Genomic DNA, 16,083 nt, shown 5'->3' on the forward strand with positions numbered 1-16,083 from the left:
CGGACTCCGGGAGGCAAGGCGAAGCCCCCTACCCCTACCCCACCACCGGCGTGATCGTCGTTTCCGCCGGGCCCCGGGCGTCCGCCTCGCGTTGGCGTTCCGCGCTGTCGCTGATGCGGAGGAGGAGGGCGATCATGATCCAGTTGGCCAGGAGGGACGAGCCGCCCTTGGCCAGGAAGGGGAGGGCCTTGCCCGTGAGGGGGATGAGGCCCGTGACGCCGCCCGCGACCACGAAGACCTGGAGGGCCAGCGCCGAGGCCAGGCCGACCGCCAGGAGTTTGCCGAAGGGGTCGCGGGCGCCGAGTGCCATGCGCAGGCCCCGCTGCACGAGGAGTGCGTAGAGGATGAGGACGGCCATGACCCCGGCCAGGCCCAGTTCCTCGCCCACCGTCGTGAGGATGAAGTCGCTGCGGCCCGCGAACTTGATCAGCTCGGGGTGGCCCATCCCCAGCCCCGTCCCGGACATGCCGCCCGTGCCGAAGCTGAACAGGGCCTGCGCCGACTGGTCCGACGTGACCCCCGCCGGCCGGTTCTCCCAGTAGTAGGACAGGGGCTCCAGCCACGCCGCCACGCGCGCCTTGACGTGCGGTTCGGTCGAGCCCACCGCGAAGGCGCCCACCGCCGCCATGAACAGGCCGCACACGATCCAGCTGGTGCGCTCGGTGGCCACGTAGAGCATCACCACGAAGACGCCGAAGAAGATCAGCGAGGTGCCGAGGTCGCGCTCGAAGACCAGGACCAGCATCGAGACGATCCACACCGTGATGATCGGACCGAGCTGACGCATCGGGGGCAGCCGCATGCCGAGGAACTTGCGGCCCGTCAGGGCCAGTGAGTCCCGGTGGATGACCAGGTACCCCGCGAAGAAGATCGCGATCATGATCTTCACGAACTCGCCGGGCTGCAGCGAGAACCCGAAGAGGATGATCCAGCGCTTGGCGCCGTACGTGTCCGCGCCGAAGAACGCCGGCGCGATCAGCAGCACCAGCGCGACGGCCATCGTGATGTAGATGAAGCGTTGCAGCAGCCGGTGGTCGCGCAGCAGTGCCACCACCAGGATGCAGGCGGCGACCCCGACCACCGTCCACATCAGCTGGCCGGGTGCGTTCGCGTCCGAGTTGTACCGCTCGATGTACCCCTGGTCGAGCCGGTGGATCAGCACCAGTCCGAGCCCGGTCAGCAGCATGGCGAGCGGGAAGATCAGCGGATCCGCGTAGGCCGCGAAGCGACGGATGCCCAGGTGCCCCACCAGCGAGAGCAGCGACAGGCTGATCGTGAAGCCGGTGAGGTTGGGCGGCAGCTCGCCGTTCATGGCGAGGCCGGCGCAGGTGTGGCCGAAGACGGCGATGGCGACGACGAAGACGAGGAGCAGCGCCTCGGTGCGGCGGCGGGCGCCGGCCGCCGTCAGGGGTTTCAGTCCACGCACGGGATGCCGCCACCGTCCGTGGGGGCGGGCGAGGACGAGGATGAGGACGACGGAGGTGGGGCGGCCTCGCGCGAGGCGGGAGAGCCTGGCGTACCCGGTGAGGCGGAAGGGGCGCCCGGTGCGTTCGGGCTCTCGGTGGCCTTGGGCCCGATCTGCTCGGCAATGAGGCGCTTTATCTTCATATCATCTACGACGTTGATGTCCTCCCCATGGTTCCTTCCGAACCCCTCGATGGGGAGTGTCGTGAAGTGCACTTTGCCGCCGGACAGGTTTTTCGCCTGCCGTACGAACGACAGCAGGTCCCATCCCTCGTCCGTCACCACGTCCTGCTTCGCGGCGTCGATCAGCTTGATCAGCTTCGTCGGGTCGGTGAAGGTCCCGGCAGAGTTCAGCTTCTTCGTGGCGCCCGCGAGGAAGGCCTGCTGCCGCTTCGTCCGGTCCAGGTCCCCCATGTCCAGGCCGTGCCGCTGGCGTACGAAGGCGAGCGACTGCTGCCCGTTGAGGGTCTGCGGGCCCGCCGGGAAGTCGGCGCCCGAGTACTTGTCCTTCACCGCGTGGTTCAGGCACACCGGTACGCCGCCCAGCGCGTCGGCGAGGTGGTAGAAACCGGCCAGGTTCAGCTCGGCGAAGTGATCGATCGGGACCCCCAGGAAGTTCCGCACCGTATCGATCTGCGCCTTGCGCCCGGCCTCCCGGCCGTCCCGCTCCAGCTGGCGGCGGTCCTTGACCCCTTGCGCGACGAGCTGTTCCTGCCTCTTCTCCTTCGCCAGCCCGTACGCCTTCTTGATCTTGTCCTTGCCGCGGCCGCCTGGGGGTCCCCCCAGCGGTAGCTGGGGGAATATCTGGACGAAGTCGTCGCGCGGCACCGAGAAGGCCTTCGCCTGGCTGCCGTCGCCGGGCACGTGCAGCAGGATCAGGGTGTTCGCGTTGTAGCCGCCGATGTCCGAGCTGCCCGCGTGCAGCTTGTCCAGGACGTCGTCGGGCAGGTCCTCGCCGTTCTGGTCCTTACGGCTGTCCAGCCCCATGAGCAGGATGTTCACGTCCCCGAACTTCGACTTCTCGGCGCCCTCCAGGGCCTTGGAGCTACCGATGCTGGAGGCCAGGTCCCGGTACAGGTACCAGGCGCCGCCGCCCGCCATGACCGCCAGCGCGCAGCCCGTGACCAGCAGGGTGCGGCCGAGCCGGCGCGGGCGGCGGCGCCGGGCGGTCGTCGTCTTCCTCCGGTGCGTGCTCATGCCTGTCGATGGTGGGGGAGACGCGCTGAAGGAATCCTGAGGAGGCCGTCGCCACGGGATCCCGCGAGGTCACCGCCACGGGCGCCCCCGAGGTCACCGCGACGGGATGCGCAGCACCAGCCGCGCGCCCCCGCCGGGCGCCGGCAGCACGCGTACGTCGCCCCCGTGCGCCCGCGCGATCTCCCGGGTGATGGCCAGGCCCAGCCCCGTCCCGCCGCTGGCCCGGCCCCGGTCCGCGTCCAGCCGTACGAAGCGCTCGAAGACCCGGTCCCGGTCCGCTTCCGGGATGCCCGGGCCGTCGTCCGCGACCTCCAGCAGCGCCCAGCCGTCCGCCGCGCCGGCCCGCACCACGACCTCCTCGCGGGCGTACCGCAGGGCGTTGTCCACGAGGTTGGCCAGCGCCCGCTCCAGCCGGGCCGGGTCCCCGGCCGCCGGTACGGGCGCCCGCGCGTCCAGCCGTAGCGCGACCCGGGAGCCGCCCCGGCGCGCCACGTCCTCCGCGGCCAGCAGGGCCAGGTCCACCGGCTCGGCCCGCGGCTCCGGCCCGCCGTCCAGCCGGGCCAGCAGGAGCAGGTCCGCCGCGATCCGCTGGAGCCGTTCGGTGTCGGCCAGCGCGGCCTCGACCGACTCCCGGTCGGGGCGGTCCATGGCCAGCGCCACCTCCAGCCGGGAGCGGACGGCGGCCAGCGGGTTGCGCAGCTCGTGCGAGGCGTCCGCGGTGAACTGCCGCTGCCGGGCGTCGGAGCGCTCCAGCCGGTCCAGGGTGTCGTTGACGGTCCGGGCCAGCTGCGCGATCTCGTCCGCGCCGCCCGGATCCGGGACCCGCCGGTCCAGCTCGCTCGCGGTGACGGCCGCCAGCCCGTTCCGGATCGCGGTCACCGGCCGCAGCGCGTGTCCCGTCACCCACCAGGCCAGGGCCGCGGCGAAGCCGATCAGCGGGGGCGCTCCGGCCGACAGCCCGATCGCGACCGCCCGGGTCGCGTCGTCGACGTCGCCGAGCACGGTCAAGGCGTACACGGTCTGCGTGGCCTGCGGGGCGTGCGCCCCCGGCGGGCCGGGGACCTCGACCGCGACCGCCACGCGCCGTTCCGCGCCGGGGCGCGCGGGCGGGAGCACGGCCGAACGGGCGTCGCCGTCGGGCCCGGGACGCAGCCCGGCGAGGTCCGGCGCGTCCTCGGGGTCCCGGCTGCTCGCCAGGGTCCGCCCCTGCGCGTCCCGTACGAGGACCAGGTCCACGCCGTTCTCGGGCGCGGGCAGCCGGCCGCCGGGCGGTGGGGTGCGGCCGTCGAACTGGGCGGCGACCTTGCGGGCGGCGAGCTCGGTGCGGCCGGTGGTGTTGTCCAGGAGATTGGCCCGCAGCAGGGTGAAGAGCCACAGCCCGCCGGTGGCCAGGACGGCGGCCATCGCGAGGGCGGCGGCCATCGCCGTACGCGCCCGGACGGTGCTAGCCACCGTCGGGGGCCATCCGGTAGCCGGTGCCGTGCACGGTGCGGATCGAGCGGCGGCCGAAGGGGGCGTCGATCTTCTTGCGCAGCGAGGAGACGTACACCTCGACGATGTTCGGGTCGATGCCGTGGGGGGTGTCCCAGACCTCGTCGAGGATGTCCTGCTTGGCGACGGCCCGGCCGGGCTGCTCCATCAGGCAGGCGAGCACGCCGAGCTCGCGGGCGGTCAGCTCGATGTCGTGGGCGCCGCGGCGGCAGCGGCGGCCGGACGGGTCGAGGACGAGGTCGCCGGCCTGGAGTGTCCCGCGATCGGGGGCGGCGGAGCGGCGGACGAGCGCGCGGAGGCGGGCGGCCAGGACCACGAAGGAGAACGGCTTGGTGAGGTAGTCGTCGGCGCCGGAGTCCAGCCCCTCGGCCTCGTCGTGCTCGCCGTCGCGGGCGGTGAGCATCAGGACGGGGGTGGTGTCGCCGTGGGCGCGCATCCGGGTGCAGATCTCGTAGCCGCTGATGCCCGGGAGCATCAGGTCGAGCAGGACGACGTCGTACGGGCCGCCGGCCAGGGCGAGGTCCAGGCCGCGGTGGCCGTCGTGGGCGACCTCGACGGCGTGCCCGTCCGCGGACAGGCCGCGCCGCAGGGAGTCGGCGAGGCCTTCTTCGTCTTCGACCACGAGGATGCGCATTGCTTCCAGCGTCACATATCGGGCCGTTTCCCCTTCCGGGGGTGTCGCCGCGGGGCGAAGGCGCCCCGGCGGCCGGCCCACCCCCGGCCCAGGGGCAACGCGGTCCCGCCTGACGGGGGAGGGGAGTTCGGGCGGATCCCGCCCGGGGCCGGATGACGCCACCCTCGGCGAGAATTGGCACTCCGCTTGACCGAGTGCTAATCACCGGAATAGTGTCGCACCTGGCACTCGCCCCCGGTGAGTGCCAACACAGCGACAGGCAGGTCCGGCACCCGCGACGACGGATCGACCTGGTCGCCACCTCAGACAGTTAACCCCGGATCTCCGAAGGGGGAGGTCGGATCGTGACGACCGCCAGCTCCAAGGTTGCCATCAAGCCGCTTGAGGACCGCATCGTGGTCCAGCCGCTCGACGCCGAGCAGACCACGGCCTCCGGCCTGGTCATCCCGGACACCGCGAAGGAGAAGCCCCAGGAGGGCGTCGTCCTCGCCGTGGGCCCGGGTCGCTTCGAGGACGGCCAGCGTCTCCCGCTGGACGTCAGCGTCGGCGACATCGTGCTGTACAGCAAGTACGGCGGCACCGAAGTGAAGTACAGCGGCGAGGAGTACCTCGTCCTCTCGGCTCGCGACGTGCTCGCGATCGTCGAGAAGTAAATCGCTTCTCCAGTTTTGATGTGAGCTGCGCCCCTGGTCACCCTGCTGATGCCGGGCGGCCGGGGGCGTAGTTCGTTCTAGGCGGTGGCGGTCGCGGTGAGCGGCCGAGGATCGCAACGAGAGGACTGAACCGCTCCCATGCCGAAGATTCTGAAGTTCGACGAGGACGCCCGTCGCGCCCTCGAGCGCGGCGTCAACAAGCTTGCCGACACGGTCAAGGTGACGATCGGCCCCAAGGGCCGCAACGTCGTCATCGACAAGAAGTTCGGTGCGCCCACCATCACCAACGACGGTGTCACCATCGCCCGCGAGGTCGAGCTGGACGACCCGTACGAGAACCTGGGCGCCCAGCTCGTGAAGGAGGTGGCGACCAAGACCAACGACATCGCGGGTGACGGCACCACCACCGCCACCGTGCTGGCGCAGGCGCTGGTCCGCGAGGGTCTGCGCAACGTCGCCGCCGGCGCCTCCCCGGCCGCCCTGAAGAAGGGCATCGACGCCGCCGTCAAGGCCGTGTCCGAGGACCTCCTCGCGACCGCCCGTCCGATCGAGGACAAGTCCGACATCGCCGCCGTGGCCGCGCTCTCCGCGCAGGACCAGCAGGTCGGCGAGCTCATCGCCGAGGCGATGGACAAGGTCGGCAAGGACGGTGTCATCACCGTCGAGGAGTCCAACGCCTTCGGCCTGGAGCTGGAGTTCACCGAGGGCATGGCCTTCGACAAGGGCTACCTGTCGCCGTACTTCGTCACGGACCAGGAGCGCATGGAGGCGGTCCTGGAGGACCCCTACATCCTGATCAACCAGGGCAAGATCTCCTCTATCCAGGACCTCCTGCCGCTGCTGGAGAAGGTCATCCAGGCGGGTGGCTCCAAGCCGCTGCTGATCATCGCCGAGGACGTCGAGGGCGAGGCGCTCTCCACCCTCGTCGTCAACAAGATCCGCGGCACCTTCAACGCGGTCGCCGTCAAGGCCCCCGGCTTCGGTGACCGTCGCAAGGCGATGCTGCAGGACATGGCCACCCTCACCGGTGCCACCGTCATCGCCGAGGAGGTCGGCCTCAAGCTCGACCAGGCCGGTCTGGACGTCCTGGGCTCCGCCCGCCGCGTCACGATCTCCAAGGACGACACCACCATCGTCGACGGCTCCGGCAGCCACGAGGAGGTCCTCGGCCGCGTCAACCAGATCAAGGCCGAGATCGAGGCCACGGACTCCGACTGGGACCGCGAGAAGCTGCAGGAGCGCCTGGCGAAGCTCGCCGGCGGCGTCTGCGTCATCAAGGTCGGCGCCGCCACCGAGGTGGAGCTGAAGGAGAAGAAGCACCGCCTCGAGGACGCCATCTCGGCGACCCGCGCCGCGGTCGAGGAGGGCATCGTCTCCGGCGGTGGCTCCGCGCTCGTCCACGCCGTCAAGGTCCTCGAGGGCAACCTCGGCCTGGCCGGCGACGAGGCCACCGGTGTCGCGGTCGTGCGCCGCGCCGCCGTCGAGCCGCTGCGCTGGATCGCGGAGAACGCCGGTCTCGAGGGTTACGTCATCACCTCGAAGGTCGCCGACCTCGAGAAGGGCCAGGGCTTCAACGCCGCCACCGGCGAGTACGGCGACCTGGTCAAGGCCGGCGTCATCGACCCGGTGAAGGTCACCCGCTCCGCGCTGGAGAACGCCGCTTCCATCGCCTCCCTGCTGCTCACGACCGAGACCCTGGTCGTCGAGAAGCCGGCGGAGGAGGAGGCCGAGGGCGGTCACGGTCACAGCCACGGTCACGGCCACAGCCACTGATCGCGCCAAGCGCCGGGGAAGGCCCCGTTCCGCATCTGCGGAGCGGGGCCTTCCCGTGTGTACGCCCTACGCGCGCTACATGGCGCCCAGTTGGCGCATCAGGCCCATGGCGTCGTAGTGCCACCAGCCTTCCTTGAGCATTCCGTCCTGACATCGGAAGACCGTCGTGCCGGTTATCGTGCAGGTCTTGCCGGTCGGGGCGATGCCCATGAACTCGCCCTTGTGCTTGCCGGTCCAGGTCCACAGGGTGGTGACGTAGTCGTCCTGTGCCGTCTGGGCTTCCTTCGTGAAGCTGAAGTCGAAGGCGCCCCGCCACATCTCCATGCCCTCGCGGATGCCCGCGGGCCCGATCCTGACCTCGGGGTTGCTGATGTCGTGGTCCCGGTAGTCCTCGGCGAAGATCTCCGGAATGAGGGACAGCTCGCCCTTCACCGCGATCTCGTCGTACATCCGGTTCACGACCATCGTGTTGAGGTGCTCGTCCCGGACCACGTCCAGGTTGGTGAAGCTGGGCATGCCGTCACAGAGGGCCACCATCTCCTGGAACATCTTGTCCGTTTCCGGGAGATGAGAGTTCTTCATGGCCTCTTCGTACGAGGGGAATTCGACCACGTCCACGTAGTGGTTCGGGTTCTCGCGGTCCTGGCCCACGATGCTGTGGGTGACGGTGCGCTTGCCCTGGCTCTGCGATACGTACCGGTCGAGCAGCTTGTCGAGGTCGTCCTGTCGACTGGTCTTGTAATCGATTATCTGTACGAATGTCATGGCGTCTCCCGGGCTGGATGGGACATGTCCATTTTAGGGAGATTTCGCCCATTTGGCGGATCGAGCGGCGCGTTACCGGGGCCCGTACTTGCGGCCCGTACGCGAGGACACCCCGCCCAGCAGCCCGCGCGGCGTCAGCTTCACCACGCCCATCAGCGCCTTGTACCGAGGGTCCGGAATCGACACCGTCTTGCCCCGCGCCAGGTCGGCCAGGGCCGCCGCCACCAGCTTGTCCGCGTCGAGCCACATCCAGCCGGGGATGTTGTCGGTGCCCATGCCGGCGCGCTGGTGGAACTCCGTACGGACGAAGCCGGGGCACAGCGCCATCAGCCGCACCCCGGATCCCGACAGGTCTCTCGCCGCGCCCTGGGTGAACTGCACGACCCAGGCCTTGCTGGCCCCGTACGTACCGCGCGGTACGAAGGCGGCGACCGAGGCCACGTTGATCACGCCGCCGCGGCCGCGCGAGCGCATCGACTCGGTGGCGGCCGAGGTGAGCCGCAGCACCGCCTCGATGTGCACCTTCAGCATCGTCAGTTCGTCGGCCATCGACACTTCGAGGTAGCGGCCCTTGTTGCCGAAGCCCGCGTTGTTGACCAGCAGGTCCACCGGGTGCGTACGGTCGCCGAGGCGCTGCTCGACCGCCGCGATGCCCTCCTCGGTGGAGAGGTCGGCGGCCAGGACCTCGGCCTCGATGCCGTGCCGGTCGTGCAGTTCGGTGGCCTGTTCGCCGAGCCGCTTGGTGTCGCGTGCCACCAGCACGAGGTTGTGGCCCTGGGCGGCGAGCCGCCGGGCGAAGGCGGCGCCGATGCCCGCCGTGGATCCCGTAATCAACGCAGTCGTCATAGGCGCAACCTAGCCGCCCCGGGTGGCCGTTCTCCTACGCGCCTGCTCCGGCCCCGTACTTCTCCAGGTGGCGGCGCACCGTCTCGTGGGCCTGAGGCTCCATCGCGTCGCCCGCCGCCAGGGTGCGCGGCAGCAGGGAGCGCTCGGTGGTGAAAGCGCGGAACCACAGTTCCACCGTCACGTCGTGGTCCGGGCGGTGGATGATCTCGATGGTGTCGCCGGGGGAGACCCGGCCCTCCTCGATCACCCGCAGGTACGCGCCCGGCCGGCCCGCCTGGGTGAACCGCTTGACCCACGCGCGCTCCCCGACGGCGCCCTGGAAGGTCCGGCAGGGGATGCGGGCCGAGGCCACTTCGAGGACCAGGTCCGCGCCGACCCGCCAGCGGTCGCCGAGGCGCGCGGTGTTCAGGTCGATGCCGGAGGTGGTGAAGTTCTCGCCGAAGAGCCCGCCGGGCAGTTCGCGGCCCAGCTCGCCGGCCCACCAGTCCAGGTCCTCGCGGGCGTACGCGTAGACGGCCTGGTGGTCGCCGCCGTGGTGGCGGCGGTCGCAGACGGCGTCGCCCTCCAGGCCGCTGCCGAGGCCGGTGGCCTTGGGGCCGGGGGCGGAGACGCGGACCGGACCGGGGACGGGGCTCTTGCCGTGGCCGGTCACCCCGCCTTCCGCGTCGGTGTAGTCGACGGCCGTGGCGCGGCCGAGGTTCACGGAGATCAGATGCATGGGGCCCATGGCACCACGCTAACCGAGGCAACTCAAAGCGTCACGGGGTTATTCGCGCAGCGATCAAAGAAGGGCTTATGCTCGAAGGGTGATCGAAGCACGCCATCTCCGGGTTCTGCGCGCCGTCGCCGGGACCGGCTCCTTTTCCGCGGCCGCCCGCGAGCTCGGCTGCACCCAGCCCGCCGTCTCCCAGCAGATGAAGGCCCTCGAAACGTCGGCCGGCACCCCGCTGCTCATCCGCACCGGCCGCGAGATGCGGTTGACGCAGGCCGGCGAGGCGCTGGTCCGGCACGCCGCCGGCATCCTGGCCGGACTGACCGCCGCCGAGGAGGAGGTCGCGGCCATCGCCGGGCTGCGCGCCGGCCGGGTGCGGCTCGTGTCCTTCCCCAGCGGCAGCTCCACCCTGGTGCCCACCGCCCTCGCCGCGATGCGCGCCGAGCACCCGGGCACCCGTATCTCGCTGGTCGAGGCCGAACCGCCGCGCTCCGTGGAGATGCTCCGCGAGGGCGACTGCGACCTGGCGCTGGCCTTCCGCTACGGCGGCGCCTCCGGTTCCGCCGCGGAGTGGGAGGACCTCGTGGTGCGGCCGCTGCTCACCGACCGGCTCGTCGGGCTGGTCCCCGAGGGGCACCGGCTGGCCGGGGCCGATCGGGTGGGCATGGCGGAGCTGGCCGAGGAGCCCTGGATCGCGGGCTGTCCGCGCTGCCGCCGCCATCTGGTGGAGGTGTGCGAGGGCGCGGGCTTCACCCCGCGCATCGACTTCGCCACCGACGACTACCCGGCCGTGGTCGGCCTGGTGGGGGCCGGGCTGGGCGTGGCGGTGCTGCCGGAGCTCGCGGTGGAGTCCGTACGGGCCAAGGGCGTGAGCACGCTGATCGTGGAGCCGGCCGTCGAGCGGGAGGTCGTGGCGCTGACCCTGCCCGACCTGGCCAGGGTCCCGGCGGTGGCCGCGACCCTGGCCGAGCTGGAGCGCGCCGCCACGCGCTGACCGTACGGATGGCTTCCGCGACGGATGGCCTTCCGTACGGCCGAACGGGTGCGGTTCCGGGCACGACGGCGACACGCCCGGAGTGCAGGAGGTCCAACGAAATTCGAAGAAACGTTCCTTCAGACGTTTCGTCGTGTTCCGGTCAGTGCGGCGCGATCGGCCCGATCGCACTCGACGCGGGGATCAGGCGGTGTCGTGCGCGGCCCATCAGCTCCTCGCGCTCGTCCTCGGTGAGGCCACCCCACACCCCGTAGGGCTCGCGGACGGCGAGTGCGTGCGCGGCGCATTCCGAACGCACCGGGCATCGCATGCAGACCTCTTTAGCCGAGGCCTCGCGCGCGCTCCTGGCCGCGCCCCGCTCGCCTTCCGGGTGGAAGAAGAGGGAGCTGTCGACCCCGCGGCAGGCGGCGAGCAGCTGCCAGTCCCAGAGGTCGGCGTTCGGTCCGGGGAGGCGGGAGAAATCTGCCATTGGTAGTCCTCTTGGTGCCGGTACTGAGGCGGATACGGTCCATGTCTCCAAGGGTCTCCACACCTACTGTCGGAGTAGATGTAAATATGACTCATTGGGAATCTAGCCTCAGACATGTGCCAAACGGAAGGAAAGCCGCCAAATAGGGCATAGCTCCAGATGGAGGACGGATGGCTTGTGGCGCCCGTGTCGTGTTCGCTTCCTCACGTAGAGTGCCGAAGGTGTCCGTCCGACCCGTAACTCTTTCGAGTGACCATCGTTGAGAGAGCGAGTGCGGTTGAACCAAGAAGTTCCCGGACAGGTGTCCGAGGGCATCGATCGCACAGGTGACGATACGTACCAGCCTGGAGGCTCAAGGTGACGCGCATCAGCAGCTGCGGAGGGCGGTCATGACATCCGTCCTCGTCTGCGACGACTCCCCGCTTGCCCGAGAGGCGCTCCGTCGCGCGGTTGCCACCGTGCCCGGCGTCGAGCGTGTGACGACGGCTGCCAACGGCGAGGAAGTCCTCCGCCGCTGGGGTGCCGACCGCTCCGATCTGATTCTGATGGATGTACGGATGCCCGGGCTGGGCGGTGTGGAGACGGTCCGCCGGCTGCTCTCGGCCGATCCCGGCGCCCGCATCATCATGCTGACGGTCGCCGAGGACCTGGACGGCGTGGCCCTCGCGGTCGCCGCCGGTGCCCGGGGATACCTGCACAAGGACGCCTCGCGCGCCGAACTGCGGGCCACGGTCACCCAGGCCCTGGCCGACCCGACCTGGCGACTGGCCCCGCGCCGGCTCCGCTCGGCCGAGATGGGCGCCGCGCCCACGCTCACCGCGCGCGAGATCCAGGTGCTGGAGGGCATGAGCCACGGCCGGTCCAATGCGGAGATCGGGCGCGAGCTCTTCCTCTCCGAGGACACCGTCAAGACGCACGCCCGCAGGCTGTTCAAGAAGCTCGGCGCGTCGGACCGGGCGCACGCCGTCGCCCTCGGCTTCCGCTGGGGCCTGGTCCGCTGATTCCTCGGCCCCGCCGTACCCGGTGCGCACCCGGGGATTGGCGGGGCACAATCCGGGGGACGTGTCGCTTCGTGCGCGATGCCGCATCCTTGAGGGTGTGCCGCATTCTTGGAGTGTGGGAGTCCTCGAGGACTATTCGGCCGAGCGGGAGGGGAGGGCGCAAACGATGACTTCAGGCGCACCCGCTCATAACGCTTCGATGCACGAAAACGGCCACGGTGCCACGGAACCTCCGGCGCCAAGGCACCATGGATTGATGCGCGACGACGAAGCCCTGGGGTCCCCCGCGGCCACAGGCCCCACCGGCGCCGCCAAAGGCGGCAGTGCCGGGGCCGTCAGTGCGCTCGTGCGCCGGGCCGTGGAGGGCGACGAGCAGGCCACGCACGATCTGCTCGCTTTCGTCCACCCGCTCGCGATCCGCTACTGCCGCACCCGGCTCTCGCGGCTTCCGGGTGACGCCCGCCACTTCGTGGAGGACCTGGCGCAGGAAGTCTGCGTCGCCGTCCTGATGGCACTGCCGCGCTACCGGGACACCGGGCGGCCCTTCGAAGCCTTCGTCTTCGCCATCGCCGCGCACAAGGTCGCCGACCTCCAGCGGGCCGCCATGCGGCACCCGGGCAGTACGGCCGTGCCCTCCGACGAGATGCCCGAGCGGCCCGACGACTCGCTCGGTCCCGAGGAGCGGGCGCTGCTCAGCAGCGACGCCGCCTGGGCCAAGAAGCTGCTGGCCAACCTTCCGGAGAACCAGCGCGAGCTCCTGGTCCTGCGGGTGGCCGTCGGGCTGACCGCCGAGGAGACCGGGCAGATGCTCGGCATGTCCCCCGGGGCGGTGCGGGTGGCCCAGCACCGGGCGCTCAGCCGGCTGCGGGCGCTCGCGGAGCAGTAAATCCCGCTGCGAAACTTGTAACAAGCTACGAAAATCGTCGTCGATCTTCATCGTGGAATGAGACGCGGCGGGATCCCGTTAGCATGGACATCCGCGCTGAGCAAGACCATTTGGAAGGTGTCATGACTGCCGACGGAGTGCCCGACAAATTCGCCACGCTCGGACTGACCTACGACGACGTGCTGCTGCTGCCGGGCGCGTCGGACATGGCTCCGGACGAGATCGACACCTCTTCGCTCATCTCGCGCAATGTGCGGGTGAACGTCCCGCTGCTGTCCGCGGCCATGGACAAGGTCACCGAGGCCCGCATGGCCATCGCGATGGCCCGCCAGGGCGGCGTCGGCGTCCTGCACCGCAACCTCTCGATCGTCGACCAGGCCAACCAGGTCGACCTGGTCAAGCGCTCCGAATCCGGCATGGTCACCGACCCGATCACCGTGCACCCGGACGCGACGCTGCGCGAGGCCGACGAGCTGTGCGCCAAGTTCCGCATCTCCGGCGTCCCGGTCACCGACCCGGCCGGCAAGCTGCTCGGCATCGTCACCAACCGCGACATGGCCTTCGAGTCGGACCGCAGCCGCCAGGTGCGCGAGGTCATGACCCCGATGCCGCTGGTCACCGGCAAGGTCGGCATCTCCGGCGTGGACGCCATGGAGCTGCTGCGCCGCCACAAGATCGAGAAGCTCCCGCTGGTCGACGACGCGGGCATCCTCAAGGGCCTCATCACGGTCAAGGACTTCGTCAAGGCCGAGAAGTACCCGAACGCCGCCAAGGACAAGGACGGCCGGCTGCTCGTCGGCGCGGCCGTCGGTGTCGCCGGCGACGCGTACGAGCGCGCCCAGGCCCTGATCGAGGCGGGCGCCGACTTCATCGTCGTCGACACCGCCCACGGCCACTCCCGTCTGGTCGGCGACATGGTCGCCAAGATCAAGTCGAACTCCTCCGTCGACGTCATCGGCGGCAACGTCGCGACCCGCGACGGCGCGCAGGCGCTGATCGACGCCGGCTGCGACGGCATCAAGGTCGGCGTCGGCCCCGGCTCCATCTGCACCACCCGCGTCGTCGCCGGCATCGGCGTCCCGCAGGTCACCGCGATCTACGAGGCCTCGCTCGCCGCCAAGGCCGCGGGCGTCCCGGTCATCGGCGACGGCGGCCTGCAGTACTCCGGCGACATCGCGAAGGCCCTGGTCGCGGGCGCCGACACGGTGATGCTCGGCTCGCTGCTCGCGGGCTGCGAGGAGTCCCCGGGCGAGCTGCTCTTCATCAACGGCAAGCAGTTCAAGTCGTACCGCGGCATGGGCTCGCTCGGCGCGATGCAGTCCCGCGGCGACCGCAAGTCCTTCTCCAAGGACCGCTACTTCCAGGAGGGCGTGGGCGGCGACGACAAGCTCATCCCCGAGGGCATCGAGGGCCAGGTGCCGTACCGCGGCCCGCTCTCGGCGGTCGTGCACCAGCTCGTCGGGGGCCTGCGCCAGTCGATGTTCTACGTCGGCGGCCGCACCGTTCCCGAGCTGCAGGAGCGGGGCCGCTTCGTCCGGATCACCTCGGCGGGCCTCAAGGAGAGCCACCCGCACGACATCCAGATGACCGTCGAAGCACCGAACTACTCCCGTAAGGGCTGACGGTACGATCGGCCGACCAGGCTGAGGGGGTTCCGATGCTTTACGCCGTGAAGTTCAGCGAAGAGGCGGCGCGCATCCGCGACGGGCTGCCGCCCGAGCGCCGTGCGCTGCTGGAGCGCGGCCTCGCCGTGCTCGCGCAGGATCCCCGCCCGAAGATCTCGATAGCGATTTCGGGCGACGAGGCGACGCGCTCGCTGGCTCTGACGCCGAACATCGGCATCGAGTACCTCGTCAGCGACGGCCTGCTGCTCGTGCTGGTCGTCCACGTCGTCGACTTCACGCAGGTGCTCGTACAGGAGTGACCGGCCGAAGGGGCGGACCCGGGGGAAACGGGTCCGCCCCTTCGCCGTGCCCGGGCGTGCGTCCGTACAGCGGTCACCGGAACGCGGGCCCCCGGGGTTCGGGGATACTGGACGGGCAGACCCAGAGGAAAGGCCACCACACGTGACTGAGATCGAGATCGGGCGCGGCAAGCGCGGCCGCAGGGCGTACGCGTTCGACGACATCGCCATCGTCCCGAGCCGGCGTACCCGGGACCCGAAGGAGGTCTCGATCGCCTGGCAGATCGACGCGTACCGCTTCGAGCTCCCCTTCCTGGCCGCCCCCATGGACTCGGTCGTCTCTCCGCAGACCGCGATCCGCATCGGCGAGCTCGGCGGCCTCGGCGTGCTGAACCTCGAAGGCCTGTGGACCCGCTACGAGGACCCGCAGCCGCTGCTCGACGAGATCACGGAGCTGGACGAGGCCGCGGCCACCCGCCGCCTCCAGGAGATCTACTCCGCGCCGATCCAGGCGGACCTGATCCGGCAGCGGATCAAGGAGGTGCGCGACTCGGGCGTCGTCACCGCCGCCGCGCTCTCCCCGCAGCGCACCGCCGAGTTCTCCAAGGCCGTCGTCGAGGCGGGCGTGGACATCTTCGTCATCCGCGGCACCACGGTGTCGGCGGAGCACGTCTCCGGCGCCGCCGAGCCGCTGAACCTGAAGCAGTTCATCTACGAGCTCGACGTCCCCGTCATCGTCGGCGGCTGCGCCACCTACACGGCGGCCCTGCACCTGATGCGCACTGGCGCGGCGGGCGTGCTGGTCGGCTTCGGCGGCGGCGCCGCGCACACCACCCGCAACGTGCTCGGCATCCAGGTCCCGATGGCGACCGCCGTCGCGGACGTGGCCGCGGCCCGCCGCGACTACATGGACGAGTCCGGCGGCCGCTACGTGCACGTCATCGCCGACGGCGGCGTGGGCTGGTCCGGCGACATCCCGAAGGCCGTGGCCTGCGGCGCCGACGCCGTGATGATGGGCTCCCCGCTGGCGCGCGCCACCGACGCGCCGGGCAAGGGCAACCACTGGGGCATGGAGGCCGTCCACGAGGACGTGCCGCGCGGCAAGAAGGTCAACCTCGGCACGGTCGGCACGACCGAGGAGATCCTGACCGGCCCGTCGCACACCCCGGACGGCTCGATGAACCTCTTCGGCGCGCTGCGCCGCTCGATGGCCACGACCGGCTACAGCGAGCTCAAGGAGTTCCAGCGGGTCGAGGTCACGGTCGCGGACTCGCAGCACAGCCGCTGATCCGTTC

At 70.6% G+C, this 16,083-nt stretch carries 16 protein-coding genes; 8 read left to right on the forward strand and 8 right to left on the reverse strand.

Annotation, left to right across the window (positions count from 1 at the left end):
• Nucleotides 1–34: 34 nt before the first annotated feature.
• The 4 genes from ACGFYU_RS32300 to ACGFYU_RS32315 all read right to left on the reverse strand — a co-directional run bounded on the left by ACGFYU_RS32300 (nucleotide 35) and on the right by ACGFYU_RS32315 (nucleotide 4,786).
• On the reverse strand, nucleotides 35–1,426 hold the full coding sequence (locus ACGFYU_RS32300; RefSeq protein WP_393830853.1) for an FtsW/RodA/SpoVE family cell cycle protein: 1,392 nt from the start codon (nucleotides 1,424–1,426) through the stop codon (nucleotides 35–37).
• Nucleotides 1,414–2,661 carry an LCP family protein gene (locus ACGFYU_RS32305; protein WP_393830854.1) on the reverse strand — a complete coding sequence of 416 codons (1,248 nt, stop codon included), beginning with the start codon at nucleotides 2,659–2,661 and terminating at the stop codon, nucleotides 1,414–1,416. The genes ACGFYU_RS32300 and ACGFYU_RS32305 overlap by 13 nt, the downstream gene beginning before the upstream one ends.
• 93 nt (nucleotides 2,662–2,754) lie before the next feature.
• Nucleotides 2,755–4,113 carry a sensor histidine kinase gene (locus ACGFYU_RS32310; protein WP_393830855.1) on the reverse strand — a complete coding sequence of 453 codons (1,359 nt, stop codon included), beginning with the start codon at nucleotides 4,111–4,113 and terminating at the stop codon, nucleotides 2,755–2,757.
• Complete coding sequence (locus ACGFYU_RS32315) at nucleotides 4,106–4,786, reverse strand: response regulator transcription factor (protein ID WP_393830856.1); 681 nt, start codon at nucleotides 4,784–4,786, stop codon at nucleotides 4,106–4,108. The genes ACGFYU_RS32310 and ACGFYU_RS32315 overlap by 8 nt, the downstream gene beginning before the upstream one ends.
• A gap of 344 nt (nucleotides 4,787–5,130) precedes the next feature.
• On the opposite strand from ACGFYU_RS32315, the gene groES reads away from it, so the two are divergent.
• Together groES and groL are read left to right on the forward strand one after the other, a co-directional pair.
• On the forward strand, nucleotides 5,131–5,439 hold the full coding sequence (groES, locus tag ACGFYU_RS32320; protein ID WP_030230757.1) for a co-chaperone GroES: 309 nt from the start codon (nucleotides 5,131–5,133) through the stop codon (nucleotides 5,437–5,439).
• A gap of 138 nt (nucleotides 5,440–5,577) precedes the next feature.
• A complete protein-coding gene (groL, locus tag ACGFYU_RS32325) occupies nucleotides 5,578–7,212 on the forward strand; it encodes a chaperonin GroEL (RefSeq protein ID WP_393830857.1) in 1,635 nt (544 codons plus the stop codon).
• A 75-nt stretch (nucleotides 7,213–7,287) separates the two neighbouring features.
• Here the strand turns inward: groL and ACGFYU_RS32330 are convergent, their stop codons facing one another.
• From ACGFYU_RS32330 to ACGFYU_RS32340, 3 genes are all read right to left on the reverse strand, one after another.
• On the reverse strand, nucleotides 7,288–7,977 hold the full coding sequence (locus ACGFYU_RS32330) for an ester cyclase (RefSeq protein WP_393830858.1): 690 nt from the start codon (nucleotides 7,975–7,977) through the stop codon (nucleotides 7,288–7,290).
• 72 nt (nucleotides 7,978–8,049) lie between these two features.
• A complete protein-coding gene (locus tag ACGFYU_RS32335; RefSeq protein WP_393830859.1) occupies nucleotides 8,050–8,823 on the reverse strand; it encodes an SDR family NAD(P)-dependent oxidoreductase in 774 nt (257 codons plus the stop codon).
• 34 nt (nucleotides 8,824–8,857) lie between these two features.
• Entirely contained in the window at nucleotides 8,858–9,541 is a 684-nt protein-coding gene (locus tag ACGFYU_RS32340) for an MOSC domain-containing protein (protein WP_393830875.1), read from the reverse strand.
• 88 nt (nucleotides 9,542–9,629) lie between these two features.
• Between ACGFYU_RS32340 and ACGFYU_RS32345 the strand changes: the two genes are divergently transcribed.
• Nucleotides 9,630–10,529, forward strand: coding sequence for a LysR family transcriptional regulator (locus ACGFYU_RS32345; protein ID WP_393830860.1), 900 nt, complete (start codon nucleotides 9,630–9,632; stop codon nucleotides 10,527–10,529).
• A gap of 142 nt (nucleotides 10,530–10,671) precedes the next feature.
• On the opposite strand, the gene ACGFYU_RS32350 is transcribed toward ACGFYU_RS32345, so the two are convergent.
• Nucleotides 10,672–10,998 (reverse strand): WhiB family transcriptional regulator, encoded by a 327-nt coding sequence (locus ACGFYU_RS32350; RefSeq protein ID WP_030027725.1) that lies wholly within the window; start codon nucleotides 10,996–10,998, stop codon nucleotides 10,672–10,674.
• 389 nt (nucleotides 10,999–11,387) lie between these two features.
• Here ACGFYU_RS32350 and ACGFYU_RS32355 point away from each other — a divergent pair, with 389 nt between their 5' ends.
• From ACGFYU_RS32355 to ACGFYU_RS32375, 5 genes are all read left to right on the forward strand, one after another.
• Nucleotides 11,388–11,999 (forward strand): response regulator transcription factor, encoded by a 612-nt coding sequence (locus tag ACGFYU_RS32355; RefSeq protein WP_003948568.1) that lies wholly within the window; start codon nucleotides 11,388–11,390, stop codon nucleotides 11,997–11,999.
• 256 nt (nucleotides 12,000–12,255) lie between these two features.
• Nucleotides 12,256–12,885: a sigma-70 family RNA polymerase sigma factor gene (locus ACGFYU_RS32360; protein ID WP_266574431.1), complete on the forward strand. Its 630-nt coding sequence runs from the start codon at nucleotides 12,256–12,258 to the stop codon at nucleotides 12,883–12,885.
• 122 nt (nucleotides 12,886–13,007) lie between these two features.
• Nucleotides 13,008–14,507 carry an IMP dehydrogenase gene (gene guaB / locus ACGFYU_RS32365; RefSeq protein ID WP_393830861.1) on the forward strand — a complete coding sequence of 500 codons (1,500 nt, stop codon included), beginning with the start codon at nucleotides 13,008–13,010 and terminating at the stop codon, nucleotides 14,505–14,507.
• A 35-nt stretch (nucleotides 14,508–14,542) separates the two neighbouring features.
• A complete protein-coding gene (locus tag ACGFYU_RS32370; RefSeq protein ID WP_393830862.1) occupies nucleotides 14,543–14,809 on the forward strand; it encodes a hypothetical protein in 267 nt (88 codons plus the stop codon).
• A 142-nt stretch (nucleotides 14,810–14,951) separates the two neighbouring features.
• Nucleotides 14,952–16,076 carry a GuaB3 family IMP dehydrogenase-related protein gene (locus tag ACGFYU_RS32375; protein WP_393830863.1) on the forward strand — a complete coding sequence of 375 codons (1,125 nt, stop codon included), beginning with the start codon at nucleotides 14,952–14,954 and terminating at the stop codon, nucleotides 16,074–16,076.
• Nucleotides 16,077–16,083 lie beyond the last annotated feature (7 nt).

This window comes from Streptomyces sp. NPDC048337 (assembly GCF_043201175.1).
Taxonomy (GTDB): domain Bacteria; phylum Actinomycetota; class Actinomycetes; order Streptomycetales; family Streptomycetaceae; genus Streptomyces.